Genomic DNA, 15461 nt, shown 5'->3' with positions numbered 1-15461 from the left:
TGCGGCGCCCGACACACTCCAGGCCGTTCGGCCAAGCCCACGGTCGATCGCCGCACGCCCCGGCCGGCCGCTCGATCGCGTCGCAACGCCTTGGATGCGGTCGCATATTATGCAGAATCTGTTGCGGATGGTGGTGTATGACCAACGATATCGAACGGCACTCGCCGGAGACATGGCGCCGGACGGCCGACGCGTTGCGCGGGGAAGCGACGGCCGACGTGTCCGGCGCCGGCGGCCCGACGGCGAGGACGAACCGCAACGGTGCGCCGCTGCTGGGCGACTCGCGCGACCTGTTCCGACCGAAGACCTCGGACATCCCGGCGCTGCCCGGCGTCTACAAATGGCGCGACGGCGAGGGACGCGTCATCTACGTCGGCAAGGCGAAGAACCTGCGCAACCGCCTGACCAACTACTTCCAGCCGCTGTACCTGCTGCACCCACGCACGCAGACCATGGTGCTCACCGCACGCAGCCTCGAATGGACCGTCGTCGGCACCGAACTCGAATCGCTCACCCTCGAATACACGTGGATCAAGGAGTTCGACCCGCGGTTCAACGTGCAGTTCCGCGACGACAAGACCTATCCGTACCTCGCGGTCTCCGCCGGCGAGACGGTGCCGCGCGTATGGGTGACGCGCAGCCGCAAACGCCGCGACACCCGCTACTTCGGCCCCTACGCGAAGGTGTGGGACCTGCGCCACGGACTCGACCGTCTTCTGCGCACCTTCCCCGTGCGCACCTGCACCGACGGCGTCTACCGCAAGGCCGAACTCACGGGACGTCCCTGCCTGCTCGCCTCCATCGGCAAATGCTCCGCGCCGTGCGTCGGCCGCATCGACGCGAAGGAGCACCGGCGCATGTGCGAACGGCTCGTCGGCGTGATGACCGGCAGGCTCGGCAGGTCGTACATCGCGCAGCTCACCCGCGACATGAAGGAGGCCAGCGCCGACCTCGAATTCGAGAAGGCCGCGCGCCTGCGCGACGAGATCGCCATGCTCTCCACCGTCGTCGAACAGAACGCGGTCGTGCTCGACGACCAGGTCGACGCCGACGTGTTCGGCTTCGCCACCGACGAGATCGAAGCCTCCGTGCACGCCTTCCACGTGCGCGCCGGAGCGATACGCGGCGAACGCAATTGGAGCGTCGAACGCGTCGAGGACATCGACGACGCCGACCTCATGGCCGACCTGCTCGTGCGCGTCTACTCGGACGCGCGCAACGACGCCGCGGCCGACACGCGTCCCGACGCGCCGGCCGCCTCCGGCGCGGACGGGAACGCGACGGCGAAGGTCGAGGAACGGCGCGACGCCATCGGCTCCACGCAGCGTGTGACCGCGACCGACGCGGCGTCCCGCGCGCGGGCGACGCGCGAACGCAACGCGCGCCGGGAGGTCACCGGACGCGCCGACCTGCTCGCCCCCATCGCCCCGGTGCCCCGCGAGGTCATCACGCCCATCGAGCTCGAACCGTCCCGGCGCGGGGAGCTCGAAACATGGCTGACCGGACTGCGCGGCGGCGCGGTCACGATCCGCGTCGCCGGCAGAGGCGACAAGCGGCAGCTCATGGACAGGGCGAACGACAACGCCGCGCAGGCGCTGGCGCGCGCCAAGATGAGCCGCATCGCCGACATCGGCGCACGCACCCGCGCCATGAACGAGGTCGCCGACGCGCTGGGCCTCGCCGAAGCCCCGCTGCGCATCGAATGCTACGACATCTCCAACACGGTCGGCGGCGCCTTCCAGGTGGCCTCCATGGTCGTGTTCGAGGACGCCGTCGCCAAGAAAAGCGAATACCGGCGTTTCGCCATCCGCGGCAAGGACGGCCAGGGCGCGCTCGACGACCTGAGCGCCCTCTACGAGACGCTGACGCGGCGCTTCCGTCACGGCAACATCGCCGGCGACTCCGGCGAGAGCATCGAGGCGGAACGACGCGCGGAGGCGGCGACGGGCACGCGCGCCGGTGCCGGCGACGGGCTGGGCGCGGCCGCGCGGGACGCCGGCGCGGGCGACGCTGTGGTCCAGCAGAACACGGACCGGCACCGGTTCGCCTACAAGCCGAACCTCGTCGTCGTCGACGGCGGCAGGCCGCAGGCCATGGCCGCCGCGAAGGCGCTCGCCGACTGCGGTGTCGACGACGTGGCCGTATGCGGGCTCGCCAAACGGCTCGAAGAGGTGTGGGTGCCGGACGACGACTACCCGATCATCCTCAAACGCCGGTCCGAGGGCATGTACCTGCTGCAGCGCGTGCGCGACGAGTCGCACCGCTTCGCCATCACCTACCACCGGCAGACGAGACGCAAGGGGGCGTTGCGCAGCGCCCTCGACGGCATCCCCGGCGTGGGGCCCGCCTACCAGAAGCGGCTGCTCGCGCATTTCGGCTCGGTCAAGGCGATGCGCGGCGTCGGCGTCGAGGAGCTGGAACAGGTCAGGGGAATAGGCCATGCCAAGGCGCAGGCCATCTATGACGCCCTGCATGCGGACGATGCGGACGGAACCGGCGGTGCCGGCGATACGGGCGCCGCCGGCGGCAGCGGCGCGCGCCGGCCATGAGGAGACGGCTTCCGTCCGCGGTCCGGACGGCCCGAGTAGGATGGTCGGGGAGAACCGGGAAGGCAAGGAGGGAAGCATGACGATCGCCAATCGGTGCGCGGTGCTCGGCAAGCCCATCGCGCATTCGCTGTCGCCCGTGCTGCACAACGCGGCGTACCGTTCGCTCGGACTCGACGGCTGGACGTACGACAGGCACGAGGTGGGGGAGGGGGACCTCGACGGGTTCCTCAAGGGGCTCGACCCCACGTGGCGGGGACTCAGCCTGACGATGCCGCTCAAGAAGACCATCCAGCCGTACGGCACGCCCCGCAACGTGTGGGCGCGGGAGCTCAGGGTCGCCAACACGGCGGTGCTCGACTGGGACGAATCCACCCACGACGATCCCGCATGGCCCCACGGGAAGCCGGCGATCAGGCTCTACAACACCGATGTGGTCGGCATCCAGCTGGCCTTCGACCACGCCGACCGGGAACTCGGCGTGCATCGCAACGGGCGGACGGGACGCCGTGCGCTCATCATCGGCAACGGCAACACCGCCACGTCGGCCGCGGCGGCCTGCCTGATGCTGCCGGGCGTCGAACGTATCACCATCGCCGCGCGCCACCCCGGCCGCGACCTCGGACTGGACTCCGCCGCGAAGGCGTTCCGCGGCGTCGAAGGCCGTCCCTACGACGAGATCGACCTGTCCGACGCGGACGGGGTGACCGCCGCCGCCCGTGAATCCGACTACGTGATCAACACGATTCCCGGGCATGCCGCGGACGGCCTCGCCGAAACGCTCGACCGCCCCGGCGACGCGTTCGACGGCATGCTGCTCGACGTGGTCTATGACCCGCGTCCCACGAAGCTCATGCAGGCATGGCGCTCCCACGGCGGCCATGCGATCGGCGGCGAGGAGATGCTCCTGTACCAGGCGCTCATCCAGGTGCTGCTCATGACGGGCATCTGGGACGACGATCCGCCGTCCGACGCCGACCGTCGCCTGCAGGACGTCACCGTCGACGACGACCATCTGGAGATCGCCATGAGGCGCGCATTGGAGGAGACCCTGTGATCACCGAAACGAACACGAACCCGCGCAACGGGGCCACGGGCAACGAGCCGGACCCCGCCGACGGCTTCGAGGTGCTGCTCATCACCGGCATGTCCGGCGCGGGGCGGTCCCACGCCGCCGACTGCGTGGAGGACATGGGCTGGTACGTGGTGGACAACATGCCGCCCAAACTGCTCGTCCCCCTCGTCGACATGATGACCAACGCCGGCGGCGGCAAGGGCGTGCACAAGCTCGCCGCCGTCATCGACGTGCGGTCGCGCGCATACTTCGACGACCTCAACGAAGTGCTCAGCCACCTCGACGATCTCGGCGTGCGCACGCGCATCCTGTTCCTCGACGCCAGCGACGACGTGCTCGTCAAACGCTACGAGCAGGTGCGACGCCCCCATCCGCTGCAGCACGGCAACCGCCTCATCGACGGCATCAACGAGGAGCGCGCGCTGCTCGAGAACCTCAAGGAGCGCGCGGACACGGTCATCGACACCTCCGCGCTGAGCATCCACCAGCTGTCCACCAAACTGTACGAGGCCATGGTCGGCTCGGGGCCGAAGACAGTGTCCGTGCACATCTTCAGCTTCGGGTTCAAATACGGGACCCCCACCGACGCCGACTTCGTCGCCGACGTGCGCTTCCTGCCCAACCCGTTCTGGGTGCCGAGCCTGCGCGAGCTGACCGGCGCGGACAAGCCCGTCGCCGACTACGTGCTGAACAGCAAGGGCGCGACCGAGTTCCTCGACGCCTACGAGCGCGCGCTGCTCGTCGCCATCGACGGATACGCGCGCGAGGACAAGCACTTCGTGACCATCGCCGTCGGCTGCACCGGAGGCCAGCACCGGTCGGTGGCCATGAGCGAGGCATTGGCGAAGCGTTTGCGTTCACATGGGCTTGATGTCACGGTTTCCGCCCGCGAGCAGCGTAAAAGGCGCTGAATCGCGCGCTTCGCGGCCCTGACCACATGTCGAGACGACCATCGCGAAAAAGCGGGAACGGCGCGAGGGTTGTCCAAGATGGCCGGTATCACGGAAGTTCGGCGGACAGCGGGGGCATGATCTTCATCTTCCGCGCCGGACCCGAACCCCGGAACCATTGAGAGGGACGAGACTTAGGAGGTTGGCTCTTGGCTCTTCTGGATGATGTGAAAAGCGAGCTCGCGGCGCTGGAGGACGAGAAGGCGGACGCCAGGAAGGCGCAGGTCACCGCCATGATTCGCTTCGCAGGCGGCTTCATGAACAACGCCCAGAAGCAAGTGGTCATGCTCGCCACGTTCGACTCGCTCGTCGCCGCCGAATGGCTGCGCACGAACATCGAGGACCTGTACAACCTCGAGGCCAAGCTCATCACCTCGACGCGCACCACTCCCAAGGGCTCCCACCAGTACCACGTCGTCAAGGTCGAGCGCGGAGCGGTGAACCTCGCCGTGGCCACCGGTCTCATCGACCGCAACAAGGCCGTGCGCGGCCTGCCCGTCAAGATCGTGCAGGGCAAGATCGCCCAGGTGCGCGCCGCATGGCGCGGCGCCTTCATGGCCAAGGGCATCCTGTCCGACCTGGGCAAGAACCCCTACATGGAGATCATCTGCCCGTGCAACGAGGCCGCGATGGCCCTCGCCGGCCTGGCCCGCCGCCTCGGCATCACCGCCAAGCCGCGCCAGCTGAGCAAGTCGTACCGCGTGACGCTCACCGATCCCGACTCCATCGAACGCATGCTCAACTCGATGGGGGCCATGCGCTCCGCGCGCGACTGGACCGGCAAGCGTTCCGACGGCGAGACCCGCTCCAAGGCGAACCGCCTCGCCAATTTCGACGACGCCAACATGCGCCGCTCCGCCAAGGCCGCGGCCGAGGCCTGCGACAAGGTGCGCAAGGCCTTCGAACTCTTCGACGAGGCCGGCGTGGACGTGCCGGACAACCTGCGCGCCGCCGGCCAGCTGCGCCTCGAACACGGCGACGCCAGCCTCGAGGAGCTCGGCCGCATCGCCGAGCCCCCCATCTCCAAGGACGCCATCGCCGGACGCATCCGCCGTCTGCTGCAGCTCGCGGAGAAGACCGCGAAGGCGCGTTCCTGAACGTTCCGGGAACGTTTCCCGAAGACGTTCCAAAAAATCCTGTGTCAGGCCCGCCGCCCCGGCGGGCCTGTTGTATTATGCGAAGTGGCAAGACATCGCCACTTTCCCGCGAAAGCGGTTATGAAAGGATATTCATGAAGACACTCAAGGATCTTGGAGATCTCAAGGGCAAGCGCGTCCTGGTTCGCGCCGATTTCAACGTCCCGCTGGACGGCACCACGATCACCGACGACGGCCGCATCAAGGCCGCCCTGCCGACGATCAAGACGCTGCGCGAGGAAGGCGCGAAGGTCATCCTGATGGCCCACCTCGGCCGCCCGAAGGGCAAGGTCGTTCCCGAGCTGTCCCTCGCCCCCGTGGCCGCCCGCCTCGGCGAGCTGCTCGGCATCGAGGTCCCGCTGGCCAAGGACACCTACGGCGAGGACGCCCAGGCCAAGGTCGCCGCGATGAACGACGGCGATGTCGTCCTGCTCGAGAACGTGCGCTTCAACCCGGAGGAGACCAGCAAGGATCCCGCCGTGCGCGCTCCGTACGCGAAGAAGATCGCCGCCCTCGGCGAGGTCTTCGTCTCCGACGGCTTCGGCGTCGTGCACCGTGCCCAGGGCTCCAACTACGACGTCGCCGCCGATCTGCCGGCCGCCGCCGGCCTGCTGGTCGAGAAGGAGGTCAAGGCGCTGTCCAAGGCCACCGAGAACCCGGAGCGTCCGTTCACCGTCGTGCTCGGCGGCTCCAAGGTCTCCGACAAGCTCGGCGTCATCGAGAACCTGCTCGACAAGGCCAACCGCCTCGTCATCGGCGGCGGCATGGTGTTCACCTTCCTCAAGGCCAAGGGCTACGAGGTCGGCACCTCCCTGCTCGAGGAGGACCAGCTCGACAAGGTCAAGGGCTACATCGAGACCGCCGAGAAGAACGGCGTCGAGCTCGTGCTGCCCACCGACATCGTCGTGAACGCCGGCTTCCCGGCCGGTGACACCCCGGTCGCCCCGGAGGTCGTCGCCGCCGACGCCATCCCGGCCGACAAGATGGGCCTCGACATCGGCCCGGAGTCCCAGAAGCTGTTCCACGACAAGATCGTCGACTCCAAGACCGTCGTGTGGAACGGCCCGATGGGCGTCTTCGAGATCCCGGAGTTCGCGGCCGGCACCAAGGCCGTCGCGCAGGGCCTGGTCGACGCGACCGCGGCCGGCGCCTTCACCATCGTCGGCGGCGGCGACTCCGCCTCCGCGGTGCGCAACCTCGGCTTCCCGGAGGACGGCTTCTCGCACATCTCCACCGGCGGCGGCGCCTCCCTCGAGTTCCTCGAGGGCAAGGAGCTCCCGGGCCTGAAGGTGCTCGAGTAGTCTGATCCCGATGCGGACCGTCATTGGCTCCCCGCGCCCGACCGGCACGGGGAGCCAATGCTGTCTGTCGCACCCGCCCGTATCATTCATCGCATGAGGCCGCGTTCATCGGCGGCCCATTGAAGGGGGACCATGGCATCCGAACGCATCCCGCTGGTCGCGGGCAACTGGAAGATGAACTTCGACCATCTCGAGGCCACCTACTTCGTGCAGAAGCTCGCATGGCTGCTGCGCGACGCGCACTTCGACTTCCGCAGGGTGGAGGTCGCGCTGTTCCCCTCCTTCACCTCGCTGCGCAGCGTGGAGGTGCTCGTCGAGGCGGACAAGCTGAAGATCCGCTACGGCGCGCAATCCGTGTCCGTCACCAACCAGGGGGCGTTCACCGGCGACATCTCCGCCGACATGATCGCGCACCTCGGCTGCTCGTACGTGATCATCGGGCATTCCGAACGCCGCAAGTACCACCCGGAGGACGACGCCAACATCGTCGACCAGGTGCGTGCCGTGCTCGCCGCGGACATGCGGCCGATCCTGTGCGTCGGCGAAAGCTTCGAGGAACGCCGCCAGGGCATCGAGCTCGACTTCGCCGTCGGCCAGGTGCACGACGTCACCCGCGACCTCAACGAGGACGAGGCCTCCCGTCTGCTCATCGCCTACGAACCGGTGTGGGCCATCGGCACCGGCATGGTCGCCACGCCCGAGTCCGCGCAGTACGCGGCGCAGGCCATCCGCGACGACCTGCGGACCACGTTCAACGACAGGGTCGCCGACACCGTGCGCATCCTCTACGGCGGCTCCGTCTCGTCCCGCAACGCGGTCGAGCTCATCGGGGAACCGGACGTGGACGGCTTCCTCATCGGCGGCGCCGCGCTCGACGTGGACGAGCTCGCCAAGATCTGCCGGCTCACCGAGAAGGCCACCCGCTGACCGGGCCTTCCCGTTTTTCAGCACGTTGCGCTATGCTTGAGCGCAGACCGAATCCAAACCGGAGGTAATCCACCCGTGACCGCTCTGAAGATCGCCCTTGAAATCATCGTCGTGGTGCTCAGCTGCCTGCTGACCCTGCTCATCCTCATGCACAAGGGCAAGGGTGGCGGCCTGTCCGATATGTTCGGCGGCGGCCTGACCCAGAACGCGGGCACCTCCGGCGTCGCCGAGAAGAACCTGAACCGTTGGACCGTCATCATCGCGCTGATCTGGGTGGCGATCATCATCGCCCTCGGCCTGATGACCAAGTTCAACCTCATCTGATCCGCGGATCGCACGCATACATGCGCAGGAGACCCATGACCGTCAGTTCGGTCATGGGTCCCGTTCGTTTATGGGTCCCGCGGCCCGATCGGCCATAACACTGAAGGAGACACACATGGTCACCATGAACCGCAACAGGGTCGTCATCGTCGGCACCGGCCAGGTCGGCGCCACCGCGGCGTTCGGCATCGTCACGCACGGCCTGTGCAACGAGCTGGTGCTCATCGACCATTTCGCGGACAAGGCGATGGGGGAGAGCCACGACCTCGATGACGGCAGTGAGTTCCAGGACCGCCACGTCAAGGTGCGCGCCGGCGACTACTCCGACTGCCGCGACGCCGACATCGTCGTCATCACCGTCGGCCGCAAGCCGCCGAAGAACTCCACCCGTCTCGCCGAGCTCGGCTTCACCGTCGGCCTCGTCGGCGATGTGGTGGACCATGTCATGGCCTCCGGGTTCGACGGCGTGATCGTCATGGTCTCCAACCCCGTGGACGTGATGGCCTGGTACGCGTGGAAGCGCTCCGGACTGCCGCGCACGCAGGTGCTCGGCACCGGCACCGCGCTCGACACCTCCCGTCTCAAGACCATCATCGGCGAGGAGACCGGACTCGACCCGCGCAACGTGGGCGGCTTCGTCATGGGCGAGCACGGCGACTCCCAGTTCGCCGCATGGTCCACCGTCTCGCTCGGCGGCAAGCCGTTCGCCAAGTTCCTCGCGGACAACCAGAGCCGTTTCGCCTCCGTCTCCACCTCCGAGATCGAGGCGAAGACGCGCATGCGCGGCAACGAGATCGTCGCCGCGAAGGGTGGCACGAACTTCGGCATCGCCTCCACCGTGGCCGGCATCGTACAGACGATCCTGTGGGACGAGCGCCGCATCGTGCCCGTCTCCACGCTCCTCGACGGCGAATACGGCGAGCACGACGTGTTCCTCGGCGTGCCCACCGAACTGCGCGCCAACGGCGCCAACGAGATCGTCGAACTCGAACTCACCGAGGAGGAGCACGCCAAGCTGCACCATTCCGCCGAGCTCGTCCGCTCCTACTGCGAGGGGCTGCTGTGAGCGGGGCCGTCGTGAATGGCCTCCGCGCTCCGGAACTCATCGTCGCGGACCTCGACGGCACGCTGCTGCACGGAGCCCCCACCTTCGAGGGACGACACCTCACCGAGCGGTCCGTCGAAGCCGTCGAACGCCTGCATGATGCCGGTTATCGGTTCGCCATCGCCACGGCCAGACCCGTGAGCACCGGCTACGCCCTCGCCGAGCGGCTGCCGGTCGACGCATGCATCTATCTCAACGGCGCGCTCATCGACTTCGATCCGGCGAAATCCGACTACGACATGCTCACCTCGGGCCGTATGCCCGACGACGGCCATCTCATGAAGATCGGATTCCCGTCGTCGCGCGCCTGCGAGGTATGCCGGTCCCTGCTCGACGCGATGCCCGGCCTCGAGGTCGGCATCGTCATGGACGACGTGAGGTACACGAACTTCGACGTCAGCGTCTACTGGAAGACCCAGACCTGGCGCCTGACCGACTTCACCGAAACGGATGTGCCCACGGGCGTCGCGGACAAGATCATCGCGTTCCCGAAAGGTGAGCAGCGCGAGGCGATCCGTCATCTGGTTCCCGACGACTTCGCGCTGTCCGTCTCGGAGGGCACGTTGTATATGTTCATGAACCCGAAGGCCAACAAGCGCGATGCCCTGGGAACCCTGTGTAAGCGCATGGGCGTGGCCCCGGAGCGGACCATCGCCTTCGGCGACGACCTCGTGGACATCGACATGATGCGGTTCTCCGGCCGCTCCGTCGCCGTCGCGAACTCCAACCCCAAGGTGCTCGACATCGCCGACGAAATCTGCCCGTCCAACGACGAGGACGGCGTCGCCCAATGGATCGAGACGCATCTGCTGTGAGATCCCCCGCATGGCATGCCGGGCGGAGGTTCAATTCCCTCCGTCCGGCATGCGAAACGATGCGCGGATGGAATTGAACTTGTCTTGAACTCCCTCTAGGTTATGAACCAATGTTCAATATGGATATTGAACTTCATGGTTTGGAGGAAGACATGTCCACAGCGGTGTTCGCGGAGCGGCTGCACGAGGCGATGAACGACAGGGGGTTGAAGCAGGTCGACCTGGTGCGCGCCGCCGAACAGCGCGGCGTGAGGATGGGCAAGAGCCACATCAGCCAGTACGTCGCCGGCAAGACCATGCCGCGCGAGGACATCCTCGACTTCCTCGCCGGCGAACTCAACGTGGATGCCGGCTGGCTCCGGGGCGGCGGCGCGTCCGGCGTCCCCGCGCCGGCGGAGCACGGTGACGTGGCCGGCGGCGCCGAATCGTCCTCGCCGGCGGCCGCGGCGGATGCGGTGCCCCCGCGCAGGCGCACCTTCGGCAAATCCCACAAGCTCGACAACGTGCTCTACGACGTGCGCGGCCCCGTCGTCGACGAGGCGGCCCGCATGGAGGCCGACGGCACCCACATCCTCAAGCTCAACATCGGCAACCCGGCGCCGTTCGGTTTCCGCACGCCGGACGAGGTCGTCTACGACATGGCCCACCAGCTCACGGAGACCGAAGGCTACTCGCCGTCCAAGGGCCTGTTCTCCGCGCGCAAGGCCATCATGCAATATGCGCAGCTCAAGAACCTGCCGAACGTCACCATCGACGACATCTACACCGGCAACGGCGTGAGCGAGCTCATCAACCTGTGCATGTCCGCCCTGCTCGACGACGGCGACGAGGTGCTCATCCCCAGCCCCGATTACCCGTTGTGGACCGCCTGCGTGAACCTCGCCGGCGGCACGGCCGTCCACTACGTGTGCGACGAGGGCTCCGAATGGTACCCGGACATCGCCGACATGCGCGCCAAGATCACCGACCGCACCGTCGCCATCGTGCTCATCAACCCGAACAACCCCACCGGCGCGCTCTACCCGAAGGAGGTGCTGCAGCAGATCGTGGACCTGGCGCGCGAGCACCACCTCATGATCTTCTCCGACGAGATCTACGACCGCCTCGTCATGGACGGGCTGACGCACACGTCCATCGCCTCGCTCGCCCCCGACCTGTTCTGCGTCACGTTCTCCGGCCTGTCGAAGTCGCACATGATCGCCGGCTACCGCGTCGGATGGATGGTGTTGTCGGGCAACAAGCGCATCGCCAAGGACTACATCGAGGGCATCAACATGCTGGCGAACATGCGCATCTGCTCGAACGTGCCCGCCCAGTCCATCGTGCAGACCGCGCTAGGCGGCCACCAGAGCGTCAATGACTACATCGTACCCGGCGGCCGTCTCTACGAGCAGCGCGAATACATCTACAACGCGATCAACGCGATCCCCGGCCTGAGCGCCGTCAAACCGAAGGCCGCGTTCTACATCTTCCCGAAGATCGATGTGAAACGGTTCAACATCCACGATGACGAGCAGTTCGCGCTCGACCTGCTGCATGAGAAGCGCATCCTCATCACGCGCGGCGGCGGTTTCAACTGGGCCGAGCCCGACCATTTCCGCATCGTCTACCTGCCGCGCATCGAAGTGCTGCGCGACGCCACCGCCAAGATCGCCGACTTCTTCGACTACTACTGGCAGTCGTGACGTCGGCGCGGGGCGTCCGTCCCGCATGCCCGCCGGGCATGGTCCGGACGTCCCGCGCGGCATTTGCCTGCGGCCCCCGTGGCTCCTACGCTGGTGACCGAACCGGCGGACGCATGGCCGCCCATGATGGAAGGAGCCCCCATGTTCGGCAGAAAAGGCGGTCTGTTCGCGGACGGCAAACCCACGCTTGCACAGTGCGATCCTGAATTCATCGACCTGTTTTCCCGTTTCGCGTACGACGAGGTGGTGCACGAGCCCGGCGCGAACCACCCCGACCTCGACGATCCGACCCGTTCGATGGCGATCCTCGCCACGTTGATCGGAAGCCAGGGCGCGGACGCCTACGGCATGCTGCTCCCGGTCGCCCTGCGCAGCGGCGTCACCCCCGTCCAGGCCAAGGAGATCGTCTACCAGGCGGTCGCCTACCTCGGATTCGGGCGCGTGCTGCCGTTCCTCAACCTCACCAACGACATCCTCGTCGATCAGGGCGTGGACCTGCCGCTGGAGGGCCAATCGACCACCACGACGGAGACGCGTGCCGCCGCCGGAGAACGGGCGCAGATCGGCATCTTCGGCGAACGCATGCGCGGCTTCGCCGCTTCGGGCCCCGAGGAGACCCGGCACATCAACAAATGGCTCGCCGACAACTGCTTCGGCGACTACTACACGCGCGGCGGCCTCGACGTACGCCGACGCGAGATGATCACCCTGTGCTTCCTGGCCGCGCAGGGAGGATGCGAACCGCAACTGACCAGCCATGCCGCCGCCAACATGCGCGTGGGCAACGAGAAGGCGTTTCTCATCGCCGTCGTCTCCCAATGCATGCCCTACATCGGCTACCCGCGCACCCTCAACGCGATCCGCTGCATCAACGAGGCGGCGGCCAAAGCGCGGTGAGCGGGCGACGCCGTATCATCGACGCACGAGCGAATCGATGACGCCGAATACGGCGCCGAGCGCCGCCGGTGCCAACCACCCGAGCTGGTATCCCTGCAGGGGCAGCAGCGCCAGCGTCGCGTCCAGCCAGGGCAGGGAGCCCCCGGCCACGGCGGTCAGGGAGGAGACGCAGCCGGCGAAGGCGACGACGCCCACAAGGGCCACGGTCCAGAAATAGACGCGCGGGAAACGCGAACCGAACACGCGGTGCGTGAGCGCGAGCAGCACCAGCACGATGGCGATCGGATACAGCGCGGACAGCACCGGCACCGACACCTTGATGATGAGGCTCAGACCGGCGTTCGAGACGACGAAGCTGAACACGGTGAAGACGACCTGCCATGCGCGATAGGTCACGCCATGCCCGGCGACGGTGCGGAACCGTTCGTGGAAATAGGTGGCGCACGTGCAGATCAGCCCGGTGCACACGTTCAGGCAGGCGACGACGAACACCAGGCCGAGGAACGCGGTGCCGGCGGCGCCGAACACCGACGAGGTGAGATTGGTGAGCACGGTGGCGCCGGTGTCCTTCGACGGGTCGATGGCCGCGATGGTGCCCGAGACGACGCCCACGTATCCGAGCGCGCCGTAGATGAGGACGAGCAGCGCGCCGGTGCCGATGCCGGCGTACGCGGTCTCCAGCCTCACCTGGCGTTCGTCATCGATCCGCTGCGCCCGGATGTTCGCGGAGATCACGATGCCGAAATAGAGGGCTGCCAGCAGGTCCATCGTCTGGTAGCCGTCGAGGAACCCCCTTGCCATCTGGTTCGACGAGTAGTCCCCCGACGGGGAGCCCGGCGTGCCGACGCCGTGCACGAGGCAGGCGACGAAAATCACCGCGATGAGCACGAGCAGCAGCGGTCCCATGAACCTTCCCAGCACCTTGGACAGTTTCTCGGGATGCTGCGCGAACAGGAACGCGAGCACGAAGAACACGAGCGAATAGACGAGTTGGGCGATCCATCTCGACCCGTCCGGCGTGAACGGCGCGACCATCATCTCGAACGACGTGGTCGCCGTGCGCGGGATCGCGAAGCACGGACCGATGGTGAGGATGATGGCCAGTCCCAGCAGCAGTGCGAACCCGGGGGAGACCCGGCCCGCGAGGGCGTCGAACCCGCCGGAGAACGTGACCGACAGCACGCCGAGGATGGGCAGTCCCACCGCCGAGACGATGAACCCGACGGATGCGGGCATGGCGGCCGTTCCGGCCTGCGCTCCCACGAACGGCGGGAAGATCAGGTTCCCCGCCCCGAAGAACATCGAAAAGAACGTGAAGGTCATCACCAGGCGTTGGCGTGCGGTCAGATGCATGATTCTCCTTTTCCCCGTCCGGCCGTCGGCCCGTGCCCTGGCGCATACCGGGTCGCGGACGGAACGTCTCCCACCATAGCCAAAAGGCTCCCGACCTTGCGGTCGGGAGCCTTTCGATTCCAGCTATTCAGCCGTTATGCGGACACGTGGGAGTCCGCACGATGCGCCTGTCTCAGCCGTTGACGCGGTCGATGCCGGACTGCACGTCGGCGATGACCGAATCCCAGGACTTGATGAAGGCGGCGACGCCGTCGGCCTCGAGCTTGTCGGTGACGGCCTTGAAGTCGATGCCGAGATCGGCGAGCTTGTCGATGATGGCGTGGGACTCCTCGTAGGTGCCCTCGATGGACGGGGCGCCGTTGCCGTGGTCGGCCAGGGCGTTCAGGGTCTTCTCCGGCATGGTGTTGACGATGTGCTTCGCGACGAGCTCATCGACGTACTTGCAGTCGGAGTAGGCCGGGTTCTTGGTGCCGGTGGAGGCCCAGAGCGGACGCTGGACCTTGGCGCCCTTGGCGGCCAGATCGGCCCAGCGCGGATCCTCGGCGAACTTCTTCTCGAAGAGCTCGTAGGCGAGGCGAGCGTTGGCGACGGCGGCCTTGCCCTCGAGGGCCTTGGCCTCGTCGGTGCCGATCTCCTCGAGCTTCTTGTCGACCGCGGTGTCCACGCGGGAGACGAAGAAGGAGGCGACGGAGCCGATGTGCTTGAGGTCGTGGCCGTTGGCGGCGGCCTGGGCGATGCCCTCGATGTAGGCGTCGATGACCTGCTCGTAGCGCTCGAGCGAGAAGATCAGGGTGACGTTCACGGAGATGCCCTTGGCCAGGGTGGCGGTGATGGCCGGCAGGCCCTCGAGGGTCGCCGGGATCTTGATCATCGCGTTCGGACGGTTGACCTTCTCCCACAGCTCGACGGCCTGCTTCTCGGTGGCCTCGGTCTCGTGGGCCAGACGCGGGTCGACCTCGATGGACACGCGGCCGTCGACGAAGTCGGTCTTCTCGGCGATCTCGCGGAAGATGTCGGTGGCGTTGCGCACATCGGTGGTGGTGAGCTCGCGGATGGCGGTCTCGACGTCGACCTTGCCGAGCTCCTTGAGCTGCTCGTCGTACGGGCCGACCTGGCTCAGGGCCTTCTGGAAGATGGACGGGTTGGTGGTCACGCCGACGACGTTCTTGTTGGCGATGAGGTCCTGCAGGGAGCCGGACTCGATGCGGGAGCGGGACAGGTCGTCCAGCCAGATGGAGACGCCGTTGTCGGACGTACGCTGAGTTGCTTCAGTCATTGTTTTCCTTCCTAAATATTCCGTATGGAATAAAACCTGGTTTGTGATGGGGGGAGGGGTGCCGCCGCCCT

General features: G+C 67.0%; 13 protein-coding genes. 11 read left to right on the top strand and 2 right to left on the bottom strand.

Annotated features, from left to right (window positions below; genetic code table 11):
• Positions 1–137 precede the first annotated feature (137 nt).
• The 11 genes from uvrC to GFD21_RS07030 all read left to right on the top strand — a co-directional run bounded on the left by uvrC (position 138) and on the right by GFD21_RS07030 (position 12761).
• Positions 138–2549 carry an excinuclease ABC subunit UvrC gene (uvrC, locus tag GFD21_RS07080; RefSeq protein ID WP_163197273.1) on the top strand — a complete coding sequence of 804 codons (2412 nt, stop codon included), beginning with the start codon at positions 138–140 and terminating at the stop codon, positions 2547–2549.
• An 82-nt stretch (positions 2550–2631) separates the two neighbouring features.
• A complete protein-coding gene (locus GFD21_RS07075; protein WP_163197314.1) occupies positions 2632–3603 on the top strand; it encodes a shikimate dehydrogenase family protein in 972 nt (323 codons plus the stop codon).
• Positions 3600–4532: an RNase adapter RapZ gene (rapZ, locus tag GFD21_RS07070; protein ID WP_404801565.1), complete on the top strand. Its 933-nt coding sequence runs from the start codon at positions 3600–3602 to the stop codon at positions 4530–4532. The genes GFD21_RS07075 and rapZ overlap by 4 nt, the downstream gene beginning before the upstream one ends.
• 188 nt (positions 4533–4720) lie before the next feature.
• Positions 4721–5668 carry a DNA-binding protein WhiA gene (gene whiA, locus GFD21_RS07065; protein WP_163197272.1) on the top strand — a complete coding sequence of 316 codons (948 nt, stop codon included), beginning with the start codon at positions 4721–4723 and terminating at the stop codon, positions 5666–5668.
• A gap of 134 nt (positions 5669–5802) precedes the next feature.
• Positions 5803–7008 (top strand): phosphoglycerate kinase, encoded by a 1206-nt coding sequence (locus GFD21_RS07060; RefSeq protein ID WP_163197271.1) that lies wholly within the window; start codon positions 5803–5805, stop codon positions 7006–7008.
• Positions 7009–7140: 132 nt separating this feature from the next.
• Complete coding sequence (gene tpiA, locus GFD21_RS07055) at positions 7141–7935, top strand: triose-phosphate isomerase (protein ID WP_163197270.1); 795 nt, start codon at positions 7141–7143, stop codon at positions 7933–7935.
• 75 nt (positions 7936–8010) lie between these two features.
• The gene (gene secG, locus GFD21_RS07050; protein WP_163197269.1) at positions 8011–8259 is read left to right on the top strand and encodes a preprotein translocase subunit SecG; all 249 of its coding nucleotides are present in this window, start codon (positions 8011–8013) and stop codon (positions 8257–8259) included.
• 115 nt (positions 8260–8374) lie between these two features.
• Positions 8375–9325, top strand: coding sequence for an L-lactate dehydrogenase (locus GFD21_RS07045; RefSeq protein ID WP_163197268.1), 951 nt, complete (start codon positions 8375–8377; stop codon positions 9323–9325).
• Entirely contained in the window at positions 9322–10179 is an 858-nt protein-coding gene (locus GFD21_RS07040) for an HAD family hydrolase (protein ID WP_163197267.1), read from the top strand. Before GFD21_RS07045 ends, GFD21_RS07040 begins: the two co-directional genes overlap by 4 nt.
• A 152-nt stretch (positions 10180–10331) precedes the next feature.
• Entirely contained in the window at positions 10332–11864 is a 1533-nt protein-coding gene (locus GFD21_RS07035; RefSeq protein WP_191996885.1) for an aminotransferase class I/II-fold pyridoxal phosphate-dependent enzyme, read from the top strand.
• A gap of 141 nt (positions 11865–12005) precedes the next feature.
• Positions 12006–12761 carry a carboxymuconolactone decarboxylase family protein gene (locus tag GFD21_RS07030; RefSeq protein ID WP_163197266.1) on the top strand — a complete coding sequence of 252 codons (756 nt, stop codon included), beginning with the start codon at positions 12006–12008 and terminating at the stop codon, positions 12759–12761.
• A gap of 15 nt (positions 12762–12776) precedes the next feature.
• Here GFD21_RS07030 and brnQ read toward each other — a convergent pair whose 3' ends face one another.
• Both brnQ and tal read right to left on the bottom strand, forming a co-directional pair.
• The gene (brnQ, locus tag GFD21_RS07025) at positions 12777–14117 is read right to left on the bottom strand and encodes a branched-chain amino acid transport system II carrier protein (RefSeq protein ID WP_318643741.1); all 1341 of its coding nucleotides are present in this window, start codon (positions 14115–14117) and stop codon (positions 12777–12779) included.
• Positions 14118–14286: 169 nt separating this feature from the next.
• Positions 14287–15390, bottom strand: coding sequence for a transaldolase (gene tal / locus GFD21_RS07020; protein ID WP_163197264.1), 1104 nt, complete (start codon positions 15388–15390; stop codon positions 14287–14289).
• Between the last annotated feature and the right edge of the window lie 71 nt (positions 15391–15461).

This window comes from Bifidobacterium platyrrhinorum (assembly GCF_010667645.1).
GTDB lineage: Bacteria > Actinomycetota > Actinomycetes > Actinomycetales > Bifidobacteriaceae > Bifidobacterium > Bifidobacterium platyrrhinorum.
The sequence above is the reverse complement of the archived record's forward strand: the minus strand, read 5'-3'. Positions and strand labels throughout refer to the sequence as shown.

Excerpts from the sequence above, each read along its gene's own strand:
- uvrC (WP_163197273.1), top strand. The coding sequence starts at position 138 with ATGACCAACGATATCGAACGGCACTCGCCGGAGACATGGCGCCGGACG.
- GFD21_RS07060 (WP_163197271.1), top strand. The coding sequence starts at position 5,803 with ATGAAGACACTCAAGGATCTTGGAGATCTCAAGGGCAAGCGCGTCCTG.
- tpiA (WP_163197270.1), top strand. The coding sequence starts at position 7,141 with ATGGCATCCGAACGCATCCCGCTGGTCGCGGGCAACTGGAAGATGAAC.
- GFD21_RS07045 (WP_163197268.1), top strand. The coding sequence starts at position 8,375 with ATGGTCACCATGAACCGCAACAGGGTCGTCATCGTCGGCACCGGCCAG.
- GFD21_RS07035 (WP_191996885.1), top strand. The coding sequence starts at position 10,332 with ATGTCCACAGCGGTGTTCGCGGAGCGGCTGCACGAGGCGATGAACGAC.
- GFD21_RS07030 (WP_163197266.1), top strand. The coding sequence starts at position 12,006 with ATGTTCGGCAGAAAAGGCGGTCTGTTCGCGGACGGCAAACCCACGCTT.
- tal (WP_163197264.1), bottom strand. The coding sequence starts at position 15,390 with ATGACTGAAGCAACTCAGCGTACGTCCGACAACGGCGTCTCCATCTGG.